Below are 19,120 nucleotides of genomic sequence, written 5' to 3' on the forward strand. Positions count from 1 at the left end.
TATGGACTTTTTGCTTCAAAACGGCAGTTTATCGGTGCGAAGGTTAAAAGAAAAAGATAAACTCTTATTAGCAAAGTGGCTGTCAGATCCAAAGGTACTTGAATACTATGAAGGCCGGGATCAACCTTTCGATTTAGAAAAAGTCGACAGTGTTTTTTATGCTTCAGATGACGATGAAGTTAAATGCATGATTGAGTACGATGGGATACCAATAGGCTATATTCAATATTATGAATTGGACAAGGTGACAAAAAGGGAGTATGGATACGGCTCGGAAAAAGTTTTTGGGACAGATCAATTTATCGGAGAAGTGAACTATTGGAATAGAGGGATAGGAACTAGACTGGTCACTTCCATGACAAATTTTCTTATTAACCAGCTCCATGCCGACAAAGTGATCATGGATCCTCAAGTATGGAATGAGCGTGCGATAAACTGCTACGAAAAATGTGGCTTCAAAAAAGTTAAACTCTTGCCTGAACACGAGCTCCATGAAGGAGAATACCGTGATTGCTGGTTGATGGAATATAACAATCCAAATTTATATTAATGAATTTGCCTGGACTTGGTTATAGCAAATGAGGATATGTTCTAATGAAACCCTTCAAAAAATCAATAATCTATCATTGAAATGAACAAAAAGGAGAATGTTATGGACCTAAAACTCACCCCATTAACCTCCATGAATTTCTCTGAAGTTGTACGTGAGCATTCTAAAGATTTGCCTAACTTGAATACGATTAAATTGCTTGAAAATAAAGCTGTGAGCGAAACTCTGCTGAAAATATTTGGAGTACTCACTCCAAGTGGCAGGTTAATTGGCTATGGAATGCATGCTTCCGGACCTTGGGATCCGATATTAAAGCCTGGGTATGCAGAGATTTTTATTAAAGTCGATCAAGAATGGCGGAACCGGGGGATCGGGAGCTGGATTTTATCTGAGATTGAGGGTTTCGCCCAGAAAAATAGGATCAGATTTCTTCAGACTCAAATTAAGGAAACATACGAAGAAGAGCTTGAATGGGCTAAAAAGAACGGCTTTAAAAAGACAGGTCACTATTTTGAATCTCAATTGGACATTTCTAGGTTCAAAAAAGATCCATATAGTTCTATTTTTGAAGAGCTGGATTTATCAGGAATTAGTTTCACTACTTTAGAGGATTATTCGAAGGATAAAGATTATGAATATCGGTTCTGGGATTTTTGGTGGGAACTTGTATCAGATGTTCCTGGCATGATGGATAAGCCTCGTCCTGATAATGATAGAATGATAGCCTTGATGAAGGATTATGAAAAGAAGGGTTTTATTTTAGCAGTTGATGGCGAACGATGGATTGCTTTGTCTATCATCGTAAGGGAAAAGGATGAAATCTTCTATAATTCGATGACCGGGGTGGACAAGCGATACCGGGGGCAAGGGCTTGCTCAAGCAGTAAAAATAAAAGCTATAGAATTTGCCCAGCAAAATAAAGGGAAATATATCCGGACGCATAATGACTCCATAAATGCTCCGATGCTTAAGGTTAATAAAAAACTAGGCTATGAACAAAAACCAGGAATCTATGGCTTTATAAAGCAAATAGCTGATTAATTTTCGTAACTAAAATTAAAGAGATGACTGAAGTTGTTTTTAGGGGGAATAAAAAATGATCTTTAATCAAGAAAATAAAACAATCACAACCTCCAGATTGATTCTGCGGATGTTTAATCAGTCCGATGCGAAGGAAGTTGCCAGGCTTTGCAATAATTTTAATATCTACAATAATACTTTGTACCTGCCTTATCCTTACTCAATAGATGATGCTTTGTCATGGATGGAAAGGCATCTTGAAAATTATGAAGCTGGTAAATTCTATGAGTTTGCAGTAACCGATAAGGAAAACGGGCAATTGTTGGGTGCTATAGGATTATCCAACAACCAAAAATTCAATCAAGGTGAAATAGCCTACTGGATAGGTGAGGAGTTTTGGGGAAGAGGTTATGCGACAGAGGCTGCTGAAGCGATACTACAATTTGCGTTCAGAGAAAAGAAATTACATAAAGTATTTGCTCGCTGCTTTGGTTCCAATCCGGCATCTGGACGGGTTTTGATAAAGTTGGGAATGAAAGAAGAAGGGACTTTAATTGATCACATCAGGAAAGATGACCGTTATGAAGATTTAGTTCATTATGGAATTATAAACAGTTAAAAATGCTCAGGTAAGCCAAAACACTGTTAAAGATTTAATCAGTGGTCTCGGTGCGCCTGAGCATTTTCAATAGAGTTTTTATAAAAGCGACTCCGCTCCATCTATATAGACTTCTGTTCCGGTAATATGTGAGGACAGTTCAGAAGCAAGAAAGAAAACAAGGTCTGCTACTTGTTCCGGCTTTCCGGCGTGTTCTTCCAGTGGCTGGTTGCCCTCTGGATATTCAACGGGAATCTTTATTTTTTCAAGATTTTCCTCTTGAGGAAAGGTGTTTTTGCCTATATTGGTTTCGATTGCTCCCGGACAGATGATATTGACTCTTATTTTGTACTGGGCAAGTTCGAGTGCCGCCATTTTACCAAAGCCTGTTTGTCCTATTTTAGAAGTGCTGTAGGCGGACATGCCGAAATTTTTGTATATCCTGTTACCGTTGATGGAGCTCGTAATGATGATGCTGCCACCATGCTTCTTCATATGCGGGATGGCATATTTAACAGTAAGAAAAGTACCGCGGAGGTTCGTGTTGATGGTTTCATCCCAGTCCTCCGGCGATAGATCTTCGATTGGAGCAATGACACCATTGATGCCTGCATTAGCAAAAACGATATCGACTTTCCCCCAGGTATCAGTCACCTTTTGAAAGCTTTTTTCCATTTCAGAGGGTTTGGCGATATCACATTCGACTATTAGGGCGCTGCCGCCAGCAGCTTCAATAGTCTCCTTAACATCTCTTGCGTTTTCTTCCTTTATATCGATCAATGCAATCTTTGCACCCTCATGGGCCAGTTTTATCGCCGCTGCTCTTCCTATTCCCGAGCTGGCGCCGGTAATAAAAGCAATCTTTCCATCCAATTGGCTCAAATCATCGTCCTCCTTTACCATGTGTAGAATACTTTTAACTTTGCCCATTTTCTTGGAAAATAAAACAGTTTAATCTAGTAATATGGCATTCTTTGAAACTATTTCCAAACAAAGACGTATTAATAGATAGCCTCCAGGATAAGTGGGGGTTTTTTCATCACTGGAATTGTCGAATTTCATCATAATTTGTACCGTAGCAGGAGGTTAGGATATGGAGAAGAATGAAACGATCATTTCAAAAATCGATGAATTATCGGATGAAGTTAGGACAGCATCCATTACCAGGCGGCATAAGAAATTACCGAAGCGAAGGCAGTTCGCGACCTTCCTGATCCTATTCATTTTTTTATCTGCAGGTTTTGTTTCATCCCTCTGGTTTATCAAGGAGAGCAGGGGAAAGGCAGAATCAACAGTTTATATTGAACAAGTACATGACCTGGCTACTCTGGCAACAGCCGAAGCCCATATGAAAGTCATCTTTCAGAAGGAAGATAATGAGATATTCGGAGAGAAAATCCCCTTTCATATACCCGGAACTAAACGAGAATTGCTGTTAATCGTACCTGCCACGGTCATTGCGGGAGTTGATTTGCAAGCTATAGAACAAAAGGACATGAAAGTAGATGAAGAGAAAAAAATAATAGAACTTGTATTGCCAAAAGCTTCTTTCCTCCAGGAGCCTTCTATTAAAATGGATCAGGTGAGGACATTTTCAGATGAAGGAATTTTCCGTGGAAAAATCGAGTGGGACGAAGGCTTCGATTTGGCAGCTGAAGCTCAGGATCAAATCAAACAAGAAGCAATTGATTCCGGTATATTGCTAAAAGCCGAAGAAAATGCTGAAACAGTATTGAAGGAATTTTTTGGCCAAATGGGGTACAAAGTCATCATTAAGAAAACATAATATTATTATGTAAACTAATTAAGAATTCTTATATTGGAACAGATATTTCCAGCAGAAAATAATATCTCAATGGCAGACAGTGAGAATCAAGCCATTATGTAAAATGAATAAGGAAGTTTCCCATATAATAGCAAAGCACATCCCACAATCGGATGTGCTTTTTGTATTTCAGGGAAGTAAAAATACAATATGATATGGCGGGCTTTCAAGTTTAGCTTGTTTTAGATATCCTTGCGCTACTAGGTCTTCTAGTCCTTTTTGGACTTCCTCAGGTTTTACCCCGAAAATATCTGCCACCTTAACGGTTGAAATCGTCATTTGCTTTGGCCTTTTTGTTGATGACTGAATCATCGCCTGAACGCGGTGAAGCAATTGATTTTTGTCCATGGTTTTTACTCCTTTTAAAAAATTATTGTCATGATGCTAAATAATTTTCCCAGTTATGTAAATATTATTTAGGGAAATTAAAGGAGTTGAATGACCCTTGGCATATCATCCGCCTTATAAAATTGCTCAACTGACAGTTGAACATGGACAGAAGAAGGCACACCTGCCTTTTTCCAGTATACTGGTCCTGGGTTTTCTAGGAGGGGCTTTTATTTCCCTTGGCTACTTACTTGATATCCGGGTAATCGCCAGTCTTCCTGAGGAATGGGGGACGCTAAGCTCTTTGATCGGTGCGGCAGTTTTTCCTGTAGGACTTATTTTAATCATCATTGCCGGCGGAGAACTGTTGACAGGGAATATGATGGCCGTTTCGATGGCCTATTTGGCGAAGAGAATCTCCCTTGGCATGCTTTTGAAAAATTGGTTTTGGATTACCTTGTTTAATTTTTTGGGCGCATTGTTCGTCGCCTATTTCTTTGGCCAGGTCGCAGAACTAACATCTACTGGTCCTTATCTTGACAAGACGGTTGCGATTGCTGGCGGTAAGCTGGACCATGGTTTTATGGCATCTCTTGTATCGGCCATTGGCTGCAATTGGCTGGTCGGATTGGCTGTTTGGCTTTCATATGGCGCGGAGGATATCGGCGGCAAGATTCTGGCAATCTGGTTTCCAATCATGGCTTTTGTCGCCATAGGTTTCCAGCACGTGGTCGCCAATATGTTCGTGATTCCAGCGGCAATCTTCTCTGGATATTATAGTTGGAGTGATTTTATCAGGAACTTTATTCCGGTCTTCATTGGTAATGCAATAGGGGGTACTGTGTTTGTCTCCGTGTTTTACTGGATTGCTTATCGCGGAACATTGGAGACGGGTACCAGGAAGGAGACCAAGCGAAGGCCGAACCAGTCGGGAACGAACCGACATGGATTGACGAGAGTTGGATTAAGGAGGCAGGTAAATGAGTGATTCAAAATTCACGATCCAAATAAATGGCAAGGAATACAGTGCCGTAGAAGGGCAGAAAATTTTAGAAGTAGCAAGAGCTGAAGATGTTTTCATCCCTGGTATCTGTTACCATCCCGATTTGGGGACAATCCAGACATGTGATACCTGTTATGTGGAGGTAGATGGACAATTGACACGGTCTTGTACGATAAAGGCCGAGCCGGGCATGAAAGTCGATACAATGTCAGATGAAGTGAAGTCTGCCCAGTATGAGGCTATGTCGAGAATCCTAAAAAATCATGAACTGTATTGTACTGTTTGTGATAACAACAACGGAAACTGTACGATTCATAATACCGTTGAAGATATGGGACTCGCACATCAAAAGTATCCATTCCAGGCAAAACCGTATCCGCCCGATAATTCACATCCATTTTACCGGTACGAGCCTGACCAATGTATCCTTTGCGGACGCTGCGTTGAGGCATGTCAGGACTTGCAGGTGAATGAAACACTTACGATTGACTGGAGCCGTGAAGTTCCTCGGGTGATCTGGGATGATGACGTTCCGATTGACCAATCTTCATGTGTATCCTGCGGCCATTGCGTGAATGTCTGTCCTTGTAACGCTCTCATGGAAAAATCAATGCTTGGGAATGCCGGTTTCCTGACAGGGATTGCTCCGAACATTCTTGCGCCGATGATTGATATGACAAAAGAGGTGGAGCCTGGTTATCGTGAAATCTTTGCTGTATCCGAGGTGGAAGCAGCAATGCGGAAGGCCCGGATTAAACGAACGAAGACGGTCTGTACATATTGCGGAGTCGGCTGCAGCTTTGAGGTCTGGACAAAGGACCGGGAAATCCTGAAAATCCAGACGAAGACAGAGGCACCGGTCAACGGGATCTCTACCTGTGTCAAAGGTAAATGGGGCTGGGATTTCGTTAACAGTGAAGAACGCCTGACCAAGCCGCTTATCCGAAAAGGAGAAGAATTTGTTGAGGCGACCTGGGATGAAGCTCTGTCATTGATTGCTGATAAGCTTTCCGGAATCAGGGAAGAGCATGGCCCGGATGCCATAGGCTATATCGCTTCATCGAAATGCTCAAATGAGGAAAACTTTCTCTTCCAAAAGTTCGCACGTGCCATCATGGGAACTAATAATGTTGATAATTGCTCGAGGTATTGCCAGTCTCCTGCTACTACCGGGTTGATGCGGACTGTAGGACTTGGCGGAGATTCCGGAACAATGGAGGATATCATTGCGTCAGAGCTTGTGATCGTTGTCGGCGCGAATCCAGCCGAGTCTCACCCTGTTTTGGCAACACGAATCAAGCGTGAGCACAAACTCCATGGCCAGAAGCTTGTCGTTGTTGATTTAAGGGAGAATGAACTGGCACAAAGGGCGGATGTCCATCTCCACCCTAAACCAGGTACGGATATTATTTGGCTGAGTGCGATTGCAAAATACTTTTTTGACCAGGGTTGGGAGGATGCGGGTTTCCTTGCAGAACGCGTGAATGGTGTAGAAGAATTCAAGGCCTCTCTTGCAAAATATACATTGGAGTATGCTGTTGAAAAAACAGGGCTCACCATGGAGGAACTGTTGCGTCTGGCAGAAATGATCAAGGAAGCAAAATCAGTCTGTATTCTCTGGGCAATGGGAGTTACTCAGCATATGGGGGCGTCAGACACAAGTACCGCCATTTCGAATTTGTTGCTGGTAACCGGTAATTATGGGCGCACCGGGACAGGCGCCTATCCATTACGCGGTCATAACAATGTCCAGGGGGCTTGTGATTTTGGCACGCTTCCTCCTTGGATGCCAGGTTATGAGCCTGTAAACGATGAAGAAGTCAGGGCCAAGTATAAGGAGGCCTGGGGTGTTGATTTGCCTGAAAACCCTGGCTATGACAATCACCACATGGTCGAAGCCATCAATAAGGGAAAAATGAAAGCATTGTATCTATTCGGAGAGGATATGGCCATCGTGGATGCAAACTCCAACTATGTCCATTCAACCTTTGAAAAACTTGACTTCTTTGTCGTCCAGGATATCTTCTTCAGTAAAACAGCACAATTTGCGGATGTTGTTTTACCGGCAGCGCCTAGCCTGGAAAAGGACGGGACTTTTACAAATACCGAAAGGCGGATCCAAAGATTCTACAAGGTCTTTGAGCCGCTGGGGGATTCAAAGCCTGACTGGCTGATTTTTCAGGAGTTGGCGAATCGGCTTGGTGCTGACTGGAACTATCAGCATCCTTCAGAAATTATGGATGAGGCGGCAAAGCTAGCAAATATATTTGCTGGAGTGAGCTATGAACGGCTGGAAGAATGGGAGTCGCTTGTCTGGCCGGTTAAAGCTGACGGAACCGATACACCATTATTGTATACTGATAAATTTGGATTTCCTGATGGGAAGGCAAGGCTATTTCCTGTCGAGTGGACCGTTCCGTTTGACCCGGGCAAGGAATTCGATCTGCATTTAAACAATGGCAGGATATTGGAGCATTTCCACGAGGGAAATATGACACACAGAACAGAGGGTCTTGTGCATAAGGTTCCGGATGTATGGCTCGAGATCTCACCTGAGCTTGCAACGGAACGAAAGCTAGAAGATGGAGCCCTTGTCGGACTGACTTCACCATATGGGCAGGTCGAAGTCCGCGTGATTGTGACTGACAGGGTAAAGGGCCATGAATTGTATCTGCCGATGAATACCGCAGAGGATAACGAGGCAGTGAACAGGCTGACAAGCAGCTATCACGATCTCATTACCCATACTCCAGCTTATAAGGAAATGGGAGTCAAGATGGAAGTGCTTGAAACATCAGGAGAGCCGCCGCTTCCGAAACACAACCACCGCTTTGGAAACAGAATCCCGCAAATCAGCGTGAAGGTCGAGGAAAAGTGGCAGCGTTCTGACTATATACCAATTTCCGAAATAGATGATTTGAAGGAGGGGTATTATGGCGAAAGCGATCAGGCAAATTAGCAGACAGGTTCCAAACGAAACGGAAGAACGGGCCCAGGCAGTTGAAGAAATCCTGCAGGCACTAGCTGATAATAAGGAAGCAGTCCTATCGATGATCGAGCTGGCAAAAGAACTCCACGAAGTGAAAGTCTTCGAAACAGCAGATTCCTTGTTAAAGCAGCGCAACGAGGTAGGAGTCATTGCGATGCAGCAGGTCAACCAGCCTGCTGTCCATAATATCATCAAAAGCGGTTTCGGACTGTTTAAGTTTCTTGGGGGAATGCAGCCTTCCCAGCTCGAAACTCTCTTGACAGGGGTCTCTCTTGGTTTGAAGAGGATGTCCCAAACCGGGGAAAAAGGCAAGAAGCAAAGCATCTGGAAAATGAGAATAAGGCTCCGCAGTCCGGAGATCCGTGCTGCGATGACGACCATGGTTGATTTTATGGAAGGGATGGGAGAGGCCTTCCTGCGTAGCAGGGAAAAGAGGGATTAGGGAGGAATCATTGTGCAGGAAAAGACTTTCAGGATCAGTAATTTACACACAACCGAAGATGCCGAGAAACTCACCGAGGCAATGCTTCATGTCTGGGGAATTTCCCAGGCTGAAGCCAGCTCGCAGCACAAAACTGTGTCCATAATGTTCGATGAAAGGATGGCATCCCCGGCTGATTTTGAGCAGGCAGTGCGTGAAGCCGGCTTTGAACTAATGAGTGAATAAATGTTCATAAGAGGTGACGAAAATGAGAATTTGTGAAGTATGCGGAAGAAAAGAAGGGTTTGTGGAAAATCAGGAAGAAATATTTCAAGCTGTAAAGCTTCATGTATGTGATAGCTGCCGAGAGGACCGGAAAACACCGCCTTTAGGTGACTTGGCATATTAATTTCAAAATTAAACTCCTTAGGAAGTAGGCAAAACAGATGGAACGAGGTGGCAAAGCACTGGAACCAATTGAAGTGAAACGGGAAATCATCAGATACGGTAACGGACTTGCAGAACGAATTGAGGATAGTATCGTTACAGAACATCCTGTGACTATAAAAATCAATGGGACAGAGTTTGCCACTCTGGTTTGCTCGCCGGATTATATCGAAGACCTTGTCACAGGTTTTTTGGCTTCTGAAGGGGTTATTCGCAAATACGACGAATTAGAAGATGTTTGGATAGATGGTAAGTCAGGCACTGCACATGTAAAAACGAAGAAGTTAAATCCGTATTACCTGAATTTCCAGGGCAAAAGATACATCACATCATGTTGTGGAGCTGGAAGGCAGGGGTTCGTGTTCATAAATGATGCATTGACTGCTAAAAAAATGGACAGGGTACGGGTAAAAATTTCAACACGGGACTGCTTTTCACTTATGAGCGAAATGCAGGAATCATCAACCGTATTTCAGAACACTGGAGGAGTTCATAATGCGGCCCTTTGCCAGGAAGGCAAGGTAGTGATTTCACGCATGGATATTGGGAGACATAATGCCCTAGATAAAATATATGGGTACTGCCTTAAAAACAATATACCGCTCACAGACAAGATTCTTGCTTTCAGCGGCAGGATATCCGCAGAAATCCTCTTGAAAGCATCCAAGATTGGCTGCGAAATTGTTCTTTCAAAATCAGCACCTACTGCCCTTGCCTTAAAACTTGCTGAGGATTTGGGGATAACGACAATAGGTTTTGTTCGCAATGATTCTCTGAATGTATACACGGGACAGGAAAGAGTGGTTCTTGGCTGAACCTGCGCCTCCTGAATACATGTTAAGAGGCTCTCCAGCAGGAGAGCCTCTTTTAATCATTCTGCCAGGCTGTCGATCGATACAAGCTGTCTTTCTTCTTGGGTTCCTCGTGACGAAATGACCGCCATACTTGAAGTAGAATCTATGCTTTCAATCCAAATCGGTACTCCATGATAGTGGACAGAGACTTCATCTTGGGCAGACAGGATTTCTTTTACCCTTTGCAAATCCATGGATATCACCTCATACTTAAAATGAACTAATAACAGAAACATTATGCAGAGGGAGAGAATGATGAAATTTGTCAAAAGCAATCCGGCTCAGATTCCAGTAGAGATGGAGATCATGAATTCTCATCCAGACTATAATTTGCTTTCGGAAGGTAAGCGGATATTGGATGAAAAAGATTTGATGGAGGAGCATGAAGAGGGGAAAGAACTCGAGAAAGAGAGGTACCTAATAGAAGCAGAAGGAAAACTCATTGGAATCATTGATTTTATCATGAGGAATCCCAGAGACGGAAAACCATGGCTTGGCCTGTTAATTATACATAAAGACTGGACTAGGAAGTCAATCGCGGAAAAAGCCCTGGCTATGTATGAGAATATGATGGTAGACCGTGGAATATCGGAAGTACGATTGGGATGTTTTGCTGCAAATCAACCTGGATTGTCGTTTTGGGCAAAACAGGGGTTTCAGCAATTAAAACAAATACAATTCCGTGACAAGCCATTATGGGTCATGGAAAAGAAACTATAAAGAAGGCGAATCGGGATCGATTCGCCCTTAGCTATTATTCAGTTATTTCATTTATCCTCTTCCCTTCAACATATGAGGGAGTTTCCAGCCCAAGCACCTTATAGATTGTTGGCGCAATATCCAAATTAGAAATCGGATTTATCTGCTTGCCAGCCTGAATATCTGCACCCATGCCATGAATACCGCTTTAAGTCTTTCACGCTCTGGGTTTCCGCCATGCGTCCCTAACTCCGTTGTTGGCTTTACGATTTTTGATATGCCTTCCCCCATAATATATCCTGGAGCAGCCAATAGCAGAACATCCCCGGCATTCCGGTCCTTTAAATCCTCTTTTTGGGTAATTTTCTTGATATCCTGATAGGGATGTACTTTGGCATTCGTCAGATAGCCAAGCAGGCTCTTTGTGTCTTCTTGCAATCCGTTAAAAGATAAGTTCATGGTGCTGCTCCAAATACCCTTTAGATGATGCTTGATGACTGGCCCATTTTCATTCCTATTCACTTGTACACCTTCGAACGCCTTGATAATGTCATCACGAATCTGCTCATAGTCTTCTTCAGGAACGACTCCATGCTTTTCTCTCGATTGCAGATTGATGTATACGTGGGCTGCTGAACCACTCGATATCGCTATTGCTTTTGACTTTCTATAATCTATTTCTCCTTCAGCATTTAACACAAGAAGACCATTGTCTTTTAGGATCTTATTAGGCTCAAGAGCTGAATGCGCCGGTTCCATTCCATGGTCCGAAACAATGAAGAGATTGTCATTCTCGTCCAGGGATTGGACAGTCTTCCCAACGACCTTGTCAGCAACCTTATAGGACCATTCGATATATTCCATGTACTTCTTGGATTTTTCAGTTGAATAATCAGGCTGCCTTGGATCTGTCAGAAGGTACTTATGCTCCTGAAGATCAATTTGCGGTGCGTAAAACATCAGCAAATCGGGCTGGTACTCATCTTTTATGAAAAGTGATACATCTGTTACCCAGTTTACGAATCTCTCCGATATTTCTTCATACTCCTTCCTCGTTATCCAGCCATTCTCAAGGGCGGTGTCATCATCTTGAGGCGGGAAAAATCCAAATTCTTCCTTAATCCGTGCTGCAAATCCATTTGGTCCATCAATTAAACCTGATGTTACCTGTGATCGGTACATGACCGCCTCTTTGTCCAATGCTGGATCGATGGATGTGAACTTGAACCAAAAACCAGCAGTCTGGTTTTCATCAACCTGGATGCTGACCGAGCCCCAATCTTTTGTGTTTACTCCACTATGATCAATTGATTTATTGTCTGAAACAATGTATCTGTCGTAATTCTTTTTCTGATCGTTGGTTGTATCGAATGCGAGTATCTGCATCTCTTTGTTTTTGCCATCCTCGACCTTGATGGTGAAGGATGTTTCCATCAGCGGGCTAAAGCTTTCTGGTTTGTTACTCCAGCCTGATGCTTCTGAGAATCTAAATTTCTCTTGTTTGCTGGAAGACCAAGTATCTCCGTAATATATCGTATAGTCTGCTTGCCTACCTGTGGAAGGATTTGCTCCAGCAAAAGCCACTGTTGCAGTCGTTTTCCCTTGCTCCCTGGCTGCTACCCAAAGAGGGTCAACCTCAAATTCACTTAGAAAGGCACTTTTCTGGTTCGTTAATGATGCATCTTTCTGCTGCCAGGCATTGCTGACGATTGATGTTTTCAGCGGAGTCGCTCCTGTGGCAATCGCTGCATGTGATGGGGCTGTAAGTGACGGGCTTACAGTTTTAGCGTATTTAGCGATCGTTCCTTTCTCAATCACATTTTTTATATTAGGCAGTTTCCCGTTCTTCACATAAGTCCTTGTGAGGTCGTTCCGCATGCCGTCAAAAGAAATAAGGATTACCTGGCGATCTGTTTCTGCTTTTGCAAGTGTCATATTGATGCTTGAAAAAATAATGAATAGGATGATTACTTTTAAAAATCTTGTTGTCATAGATTCTCCCTACTTAGATGTTATATAAGGGTTTTACCTATTTTTCAGGGGATTAAAACTTTTTGAAAATTAGCTATTCAGTTAGCAACAAGCTACTTCATAAAATCTGCATAAATAAATGTTATAAATTTCTTAAAAATAGGAGGGTAAAAAGGGATGAAATTAAACAAGAAGCTTTTAATGGTACTGCTATCAATGACAACAGCATTATTTTTAACTGCCTGCACCGGTGAAGAGGAAAAGTCCAGCAATGAAAATCACAACAGCCATGGAAATATGGAGCATTCAGGATCGGGCGATTTACCTGAAGGATTGCAGGAAGCCGCGAATCCAGCATACAAAGTTGGCAGCAAGGCAATCATAACTGACGATCATATGCCTGGCATGAAAGGGGCAGAAGCGACGATTGTCGGTGCCTATGACACCGTCGTCTATTCATTATCTTATGATCCGACGAATGGGGGAGATCGTGTAGAACAGCATAAGTGGGTCATCCATGAGGAACTGCTTGAAGCCGGAGACGAACCATTAAAGCCAGGGGATGAAGCAACCATCAATACCGATCATATGGAAGGAATGCATGGAGCAAAGGCAGTCATCGATACAGCTGAAGAAATGACTGTGTATATGGTTGATTTCACGCCGACTGATGGGTCTGAAAAAGTTACGAACCATCAATGGGTGACGGAGGACGAACTTTCTCCTGCTAAATAAGTACCGATATTGCCAAAATCATGCAGGGTTGACTCTCGTTTAGTCAGGGTATATACCTACTAAGACTTGAGGAGGGATGACACATGAATAAGTTAATCAGAACGGCGCTTAAGTGGGGACCTGTTCTTTATCCAATCGTGAAGAAAATGATGAATAACAGGAAATCATCCTCAATTAAAACAAGCTATTCAAAATAAATTTTAATCCGGACCGCACAGAAGTAAATGTTTACTTTTGAGCGGTCTTTTTCTGCCTATCTAGATCGTTTGCTGCCGATTCAATCTGGCAATTATCATTTGCTCGGAAAATATCTTTATAATTGGGACTATTGTTCATGTTATAATGGTAAAATGAATCATAAACTTTGTTTCGAAATATATAATACATATAGTTGGCTTGCATGGGTCTATTAAAAGGAAGGTATCTATGGGCGAGGAAAATATTACGAGAATAGAAATGAATGGCAAGGAATACATACTGATTGGAACTGCACATGTCTCTAAACATAGTGCTGAGCAGGTTAAAGAGGTAATTGAAGCAGAGAGACCGGATTCTGTCTGCGTCGAGTTGGACGAGCAGCGATATCAAACGATCACCGAGGGCTCAAAGTGGCAAGAGATGGATATCATCCAGGTCATCAAAGAAAAACGGGCTTCCTTATTATTGATGAATCTGGCTATTTCTTCTTTCCAAAACCGGATGGCAAAGGAGCTTGGCATCAAAGCAGGGCAGGAAATGATTCAGGGAATAGAATCCGCAAAGGAAGTTGGAGCAGAACTTGTCCTGGCAGATCGCAATATCCAGATTACTTTTTCCCGTATCTGGGGCAACCTTGGGTTAAAAGGGAAGGCATTATTGCTAAGCCAAATCATTACGAGCATCTTCAGCAGGGACAGTATCTCGGAGGAGGAACTGGAAAAGCTCAAGGAACAGGATACCATCAACGCGATGCTGAATGAATTCACCGAGACATTCCCTCGTCTGAAAAAGCCATTGATTGATGAGCGTGATCAGTACTTGGCACAGAAAATCAAGGATGCACCTGGAGAAAAAATCGTCGCTGTCCTTGGAGCGGCACATGTACCGGGAATCAAGGAAGAAATCAAAAAAGAGCATGACTTGAAGAAACTAAGAGCGATCCCGCCGAAATCCAATTGGCCTAAAGTCATAGGCTGGAGCATTCCTGTATTGATACTCGCTATTATCGCCTATACTTTTTTCGCTAATCCATCTGCAGGTTATTCACAAACGATCAGCTGGATTTTGTGGAACGGCAGCCTTTCTGCACTGGGAGCAGCGATTGCGATGGGACATCCACTGACGATAGTGACTGCATTTATAGCGGCGCCTATCACTTCATTAAATCCTTTGCTCGCCGCAGGCTGGTTTGCCGGTTTGGCACAGGCGTATGTACGCAGGCCGAATGTTAAGGATTTTGAGACACTATCTGAAGATGTGTTCAGTTTTAAAGGATTCTGGCGAAACAAAGTCAGCCGGATATTGCTGATCGTCGTACTTTCGAACCTTGGAAGTTCCCTCGGTACCTTCATTGGCGGCGCCGATGTCATCAGAGTCTTCATCGAGAATCTATAAAAATCAGGACGGAATCTACATGATTTCGTTTTTTTTTCTGTAAAAAATTTGGCGAAAAAAGAGGAATTTGGTTACATAATATGGAATAAGTAAGGAGAACCATTTTTCCTGGAGTGATATAATGAACGTCTTAAAGCCTGCGCTGTCGATTTCGGTCTTGATACATTTTTTATATATAATAGGGGTCCTTGCTATTGCTTCCTTGAATAACATTATTTTAACGAAGTTTCTTCAAAGTGAAATCCATCTCTTATTATTATTTTCAACTGTCCTTTTCGCGGCGATCATCAGCCTGATTCTCAGGGCAATCGGAAGTGCGCATTTGAACAATTAAATGCCAACAAAAAAAATCATCCTCATTTTAGGGATGATAAGAAGATGAATGGACAACCTGGAAGGCGGATTATTTGTTCGCCTTTCTAGTTGAGTTCTTTTGAAAATCATTCTGCCGCTCAGCATCCTTTTTAAAAGCTTCCATTGCCTTGCTGTACAACAAACTCACCTTCAACACCTCCCAATATCAATCTTATTACGTACCTTCCCGGTGATTCCTCTTCTAAAACTTTAAATTTCAAATAACTTTCAGAAATTTATTCCTGGCTTTGATGAGCTGTAACTCAGAAGAAAAGACGCCCACAAGTAGAAGGGCGTCTTAGTTATTTCTTATTTGCTTGTCTTCCGCTTTTTTTCTGACTCTGTGATTTTGAATTTCCGATCTGGAACTCGGAGCCCAGTTCAATATCATTACTTTCATCATGCTTTTCTATTTGCTCCCTAGTTTGATCTTTGTTACTCATCCCTTGTCTTGCCATTCCACTCATCTCACTTTCCATTGACCTATTTATATTATGTTCATTTAGACTTTAATTATTGATGATGCCTATCGGATATTCCCCTAACGAACTTGTCGTAAAATACCTGGAACCCATATAAAACGAAGGTCTTGATTAAAAAAACTATTGATAACTGAAATTTAGTTAGGCGCACCAATGAGACATAACCATATTTTTTGAAAATATCGAGACCATAATAAGTGAATAATGAGTCAATCAGGATATTGACCAATAAGTATAAATTGAATTTTTTATAAGTGTATTTCATGATCCAGAATGATCCAATAAAGAAGGGCCCCCATATTAAGGGCAATTCACCTAATACATTTGGTTTGATTTGAAAAGGGAACCACCACCATTTTCTCTTCTCAGCCAACCTTCCTTCGAACATTAAATATATTCCCATGAACAAGGTACCTGGGAGGAACTTTTTGAATGTTCGTTTACCAAGAAGGGGCAATGAGAGCCAGGGCAGGACGGCCATTAAAAATATGTATAGTTTCAAGTTTTTCATCAGCAACACCTTTTGGGAGAGAATTGAATTAGATTTTTCTTAGTATCTTCAATTCATGGTAAAAGATGAGTGTATTTAGGAATTTCTGCCGGTCATCATTTCTTCTTCTTTTGAACAGTAAGTATAAGTAGGAAAAGGAGGGGGAGAGATATGATTTCTCTTTGGGATGAACATTCATTTTGGATTGAAATGCTGCAGGATCATGCTTTTTTTGTCAGGGATGGGTTATCGCCAGTCGAGAGTGAGTATGTAGAAATCGCCAACCAATTCATCGGCTTATACGACAATCTTTTAGCTAAGCTACAAACTATTCCTCGTGATGCTGACTATCAGGACAGTCAAATGATTGATTTTTCAAGAAGAGCATGGAAGCTTGCTAAAAATTATTATGATTTTGAAGGTACTTTGCAGTCTCTCCGGATCGACAATAAAGTGAACTTGAATCTGTCACCTACTTATCTAAACGGTACTCTTAGTGAAAACCAGGAATATTTAAGGATTCTAAGCTATCTCGTACAAGGTCAGGAACCAGTTCCGCTGACTATTACTCAAATAATGGACCTTTGGCTCGAAGATCAGCTCGGGCACGCTGTGCTTTTCGAGAATCTGCTTGACCCAATTGAAGTGGGAGCAAACACGGCCGCGCAGGAATTCAAACGAAGATTCCAGCTGTATATCGTCCAAAACCATCATTTGAAAAATTACTTAAGAGTAAAGCAGCCAGGCTTTGCCCGACAGCAGGAATTTATTTATGAAGTCGGAATGACCACCCTGGAAATGAATCAGTTCATAAAGCAAATGGTGGCAAAGTATAAAGGAGATACTCTTTTGAATAAATCCAATCTACGGTTTCTCGAACACCACTTCCCTGAAACATGTTACTTTCTCGCCAGCTTAAGTTACTACGAACCAAGATTACAGGCTCTGGTCGGCAATTGCTCATTATCCAAACCATCTTTTTAAGATTCTATACAGGCTTTTCGCTATTACCGGAAAAGCAAGAACAAAGGGGAAAGAGAACAACGGGTATAATGCCCGTTGTTTTTTTGTGGGAAGATAGAGAGTGCAAACTGGGTTGCTACTTAAATTATGAAAAAATAAAGAGTAAAATGTGAACATTATGTGACATTTTTTTTATAAATTCTGTTAATATAAAAAATACATACGAAAAAGTGGGGGAATGAGAAGTGGGAAAACTTCTTATGTATTTTTATCTAATTGTTGGTTTGTATTGTCTTGTAAGCGGATTCCTGGCATTGGCATCACACGGATTCCAGCATGCCGTCCTATCACTGTTCCTTGCAGCATTTAACTTTGCGATGTTTTCTTTATTCAGGAAAGAAGGCAAGTTGCCTCGTTTACGTTTGATTAAAGGCCGCAAAAACGAGATGGCAAAGGTTTAAATTCAATTTTAGCCAATCATGTTAAGTAAGTCGGGATAAGGGAATAAGTGGTTTTTGACCGGTTAGTGGCTGAAGTAGAGAATGTTATCGAAAGTGTTCGGACAAAATCGAAGCTCATCAAGCAAAAGTTGTCTGAAGTAGTGGCAAGTTCGGACAAAATCGATGCCAATCAGGTCAAAGTTGTCTGAAGTAGCGTCATGTTCGGACAAAATCGAAGCTCATCAAGCGAAAGTTGTCCGAAGTAGCGTCATGTTCGGACAAAATCGAAGCCCATCAGGCCAAAGTTGTCTGAAGTAGCGTCATGTTCGGACAAAATCGAAGCCGATTAAGCGAAAGTTGTCCGAAGTAGGGCCAAGTTCGGACAAAATCGATGCCAATCAAGCGAAAGTTGTCCGAAGTAGCGTCATGTTCGGACAAAATCGAAGCTCATCAAGCCAAAGTTGTCCGAAGTAGCGTCATGTTCGGACAAAACCGAAGCCAATCAAGCGAAAGTTGTCCGAAGTAGGTCCAAGTTCGGACAAAATCGAAGCCAATCAAGCGGAAATTGTCCGAAGTAGGTCAGGGTTCGGACAAAATAGAAGCTCATCAGGCCAAAGTTGTCTGAAGTAGGTCAAGGTTCGGACAAGATCGAAGCTCATCATGCAAAAGTTGTCTGAAATAGGGCCAAGTTCGGACAAAATCGAAGCCAATCAAGCGAAAGTTGTCCGAAGTAGCGTCATGTTCGGACAAAACTCAAGCTCATCAAGCGGAAATTGTCTGAAGTAGGTCAGGGTTCCGACAAAATCGAAGCTCATCATGCCAAAGTTGTCCGAAGTAGAGGTAACTTCGGACAAAACCAAAGCCAATCACGCACAAAGTTAAGCAGCATCAAAAGCCTCTAAAGCCAAATCCAATCGTTCAATACTCCACCACCGGAGCAGAGTCTAAATCAGGAATCTACAAGTTGGGGTACCAGCAGCAAACCGGCATACTACAAAACAATTTACCAGCAATAAAAAAACCAGGTCATCCCCTAAGGAAAACCTGGTTTTAGTTATTTTAATGCGAGTGTCCTGAAGTCATAACCCAGATGGATCCTGCAACAATGACGACTGCGATAAAAGCTGAGTATATGATATTGATATTATTCGTTACTTTATCATCGCCTTCATTGATGTGCATGAACATGTATAGCTGGATACCGGCCTGAGCAACTGCCAGTGTGCCGATGATCCACATGACTGCCTTCATTGAAAGGGAGCTCTGCAGGGCAATCCATGCTGCACCAAACGTTAGTACGAGCGACATAAAGAATCCAAAGACATGGCTGATCGGGAAGCTTTTTGAATGCTTATCCAT

At 42.2% G+C, this 19,120-nt stretch carries 20 protein-coding genes; 15 read left to right on the plus strand and 5 right to left on the minus strand.

The genetic code is table 11. The annotated features are described in order from the left end of the window. The first annotated feature begins 1 nt into the window (after position 1). From RH061_RS11040 to RH061_RS11050, 3 genes are all read left to right on the plus strand, one after another. Positions 2-550, plus strand: coding sequence for a GNAT family N-acetyltransferase (locus RH061_RS11040; RefSeq protein WP_311076067.1), 549 nt, complete (start codon positions 2-4; stop codon positions 548-550). A 102-nt stretch (positions 551-652) separates the two neighbouring features. Beyond that, the gene (locus RH061_RS11045; RefSeq protein WP_311076068.1) at positions 653-1,591 is read left to right on the plus strand and encodes a GNAT family N-acetyltransferase; all 939 of its coding nucleotides are present in this window, start codon (positions 653-655) and stop codon (positions 1,589-1,591) included. A gap of 55 nt (positions 1,592-1,646) precedes the next feature. Beyond that, positions 1,647-2,189 (plus strand): GNAT family N-acetyltransferase, encoded by a 543-nt coding sequence (locus RH061_RS11050; RefSeq protein ID WP_311076070.1) that lies wholly within the window; start codon positions 1,647-1,649, stop codon positions 2,187-2,189. Positions 2,190-2,267: 78 nt separating this feature from the next. Here RH061_RS11050 and RH061_RS11055 read toward each other — a convergent pair whose 3' ends face one another. Continuing rightward, complete coding sequence (locus RH061_RS11055) at positions 2,268-3,050, minus strand: SDR family oxidoreductase (protein WP_396654875.1); 783 nt, start codon at positions 3,048-3,050, stop codon at positions 2,268-2,270. 211 nt (positions 3,051-3,261) lie between these two features. On the opposite strand from RH061_RS11055, the gene RH061_RS11060 reads away from it, so the two are divergent. After that, positions 3,262-3,954: a DUF4230 domain-containing protein gene (locus RH061_RS11060; RefSeq protein ID WP_311076074.1), complete on the plus strand. Its 693-nt coding sequence runs from the start codon at positions 3,262-3,264 to the stop codon at positions 3,952-3,954. A gap of 168 nt (positions 3,955-4,122) precedes the next feature. On the opposite strand, the gene RH061_RS11065 is transcribed toward RH061_RS11060, so the two are convergent. Further along, entirely contained in the window at positions 4,123-4,341 is a 219-nt protein-coding gene (locus RH061_RS11065) for a hypothetical protein (RefSeq protein ID WP_311076076.1), read from the minus strand. Between the two features lie 97 nt (positions 4,342-4,438). Between RH061_RS11065 and RH061_RS11070 the strand changes: the two genes are divergently transcribed. The 5 genes from RH061_RS11070 to fdhD all read left to right on the plus strand — a co-directional run bounded on the left by RH061_RS11070 (position 4,439) and on the right by fdhD (position 9,995). Then, entirely contained in the window at positions 4,439-5,308 is an 870-nt protein-coding gene (locus RH061_RS11070) for a formate/nitrite transporter family protein (protein WP_311076077.1), read from the plus strand. Then, positions 5,301-8,282 carry a formate dehydrogenase subunit alpha gene (gene fdhF / locus RH061_RS11075; RefSeq protein ID WP_311076078.1) on the plus strand — a complete coding sequence of 994 codons (2,982 nt, stop codon included), beginning with the start codon at positions 5,301-5,303 and terminating at the stop codon, positions 8,280-8,282. The genes RH061_RS11070 and fdhF overlap by 8 nt, the downstream gene beginning before the upstream one ends. After that, positions 8,257-8,754, plus strand: a complete 498-nt coding sequence (locus RH061_RS11080; protein WP_311076080.1) for a helical membrane plugin domain-containing protein — start codon at positions 8,257-8,259, stop codon at positions 8,752-8,754. The genes fdhF and RH061_RS11080 overlap by 26 nt, the downstream gene beginning before the upstream one ends. Before the next feature lie 12 nt (positions 8,755-8,766). Continuing rightward, positions 8,767-8,979: a heavy-metal-associated domain-containing protein gene (locus tag RH061_RS11085; protein WP_311076083.1), complete on the plus strand. Its 213-nt coding sequence runs from the start codon at positions 8,767-8,769 to the stop codon at positions 8,977-8,979. A gap of 221 nt (positions 8,980-9,200) precedes the next feature. Next, complete coding sequence (gene fdhD, locus RH061_RS11090) at positions 9,201-9,995, plus strand: formate dehydrogenase accessory sulfurtransferase FdhD (RefSeq protein WP_311076369.1); 795 nt, start codon at positions 9,201-9,203, stop codon at positions 9,993-9,995. A 56-nt stretch (positions 9,996-10,051) separates the two neighbouring features. On the opposite strand, the gene RH061_RS11095 is transcribed toward fdhD, so the two are convergent. After that, positions 10,052-10,228, minus strand: a complete 177-nt coding sequence (locus RH061_RS11095; protein ID WP_311076085.1) for an H-type small acid-soluble spore protein — start codon at positions 10,226-10,228, stop codon at positions 10,052-10,054. 58 nt (positions 10,229-10,286) lie between these two features. Between RH061_RS11095 and RH061_RS11100 the strand changes: the two genes are divergently transcribed. Further along, positions 10,287-10,754, plus strand: a complete 468-nt coding sequence (locus RH061_RS11100) for a GNAT family N-acetyltransferase (RefSeq protein ID WP_311076086.1) — start codon at positions 10,287-10,289, stop codon at positions 10,752-10,754. A 138-nt stretch (positions 10,755-10,892) separates the two neighbouring features. Here RH061_RS11100 and RH061_RS11105 read toward each other — a convergent pair whose 3' ends face one another. After that, positions 10,893-12,725 carry an alkaline phosphatase family protein gene (locus tag RH061_RS11105; protein WP_311076087.1) on the minus strand — a complete coding sequence of 611 codons (1,833 nt, stop codon included), beginning with the start codon at positions 12,723-12,725 and terminating at the stop codon, positions 10,893-10,895. A 156-nt stretch (positions 12,726-12,881) separates the two neighbouring features. Here RH061_RS11105 and RH061_RS11110 point away from each other — a divergent pair, with 156 nt between their 5' ends. From RH061_RS11110 to RH061_RS11135, 5 genes are all read left to right on the plus strand, one after another. Beyond that, a complete protein-coding gene (locus RH061_RS11110; protein ID WP_311076089.1) occupies positions 12,882-13,439 on the plus strand; it encodes a YdhK family protein in 558 nt (185 codons plus the stop codon). 426 nt (positions 13,440-13,865) lie between these two features. Then, positions 13,866-15,032 carry a TraB/GumN family protein gene (locus tag RH061_RS11120; RefSeq protein WP_311076092.1) on the plus strand — a complete coding sequence of 389 codons (1,167 nt, stop codon included), beginning with the start codon at positions 13,866-13,868 and terminating at the stop codon, positions 15,030-15,032. 121 nt (positions 15,033-15,153) lie between these two features. Next, complete coding sequence (locus RH061_RS11125; RefSeq protein WP_311076094.1) at positions 15,154-15,366, plus strand: hypothetical protein; 213 nt, start codon at positions 15,154-15,156, stop codon at positions 15,364-15,366. Between the two features lie 1,163 nt (positions 15,367-16,529). After that, positions 16,530-17,342: a DUF2935 domain-containing protein gene (locus tag RH061_RS11130; RefSeq protein ID WP_311076096.1), complete on the plus strand. Its 813-nt coding sequence runs from the start codon at positions 16,530-16,532 to the stop codon at positions 17,340-17,342. A gap of 224 nt (positions 17,343-17,566) precedes the next feature. Next, positions 17,567-17,782, plus strand: coding sequence for a hypothetical protein (locus RH061_RS11135; protein WP_311076098.1), 216 nt, complete (start codon positions 17,567-17,569; stop codon positions 17,780-17,782). 1,038 nt (positions 17,783-18,820) lie between these two features. Here RH061_RS11135 and qoxD read toward each other — a convergent pair. Then, positions 18,821-19,120, minus strand: a complete 300-nt coding sequence (gene qoxD / locus RH061_RS11140; protein ID WP_311076100.1) for a cytochrome aa3 quinol oxidase subunit IV — start codon at positions 19,118-19,120, stop codon at positions 18,821-18,823.

The organism is Mesobacillus jeotgali (assembly GCF_031759225.1).
Classification (GTDB): domain Bacteria; phylum Bacillota; class Bacilli; order Bacillales; family Cytobacillaceae; genus Mesobacillus; species Mesobacillus jeotgali_B.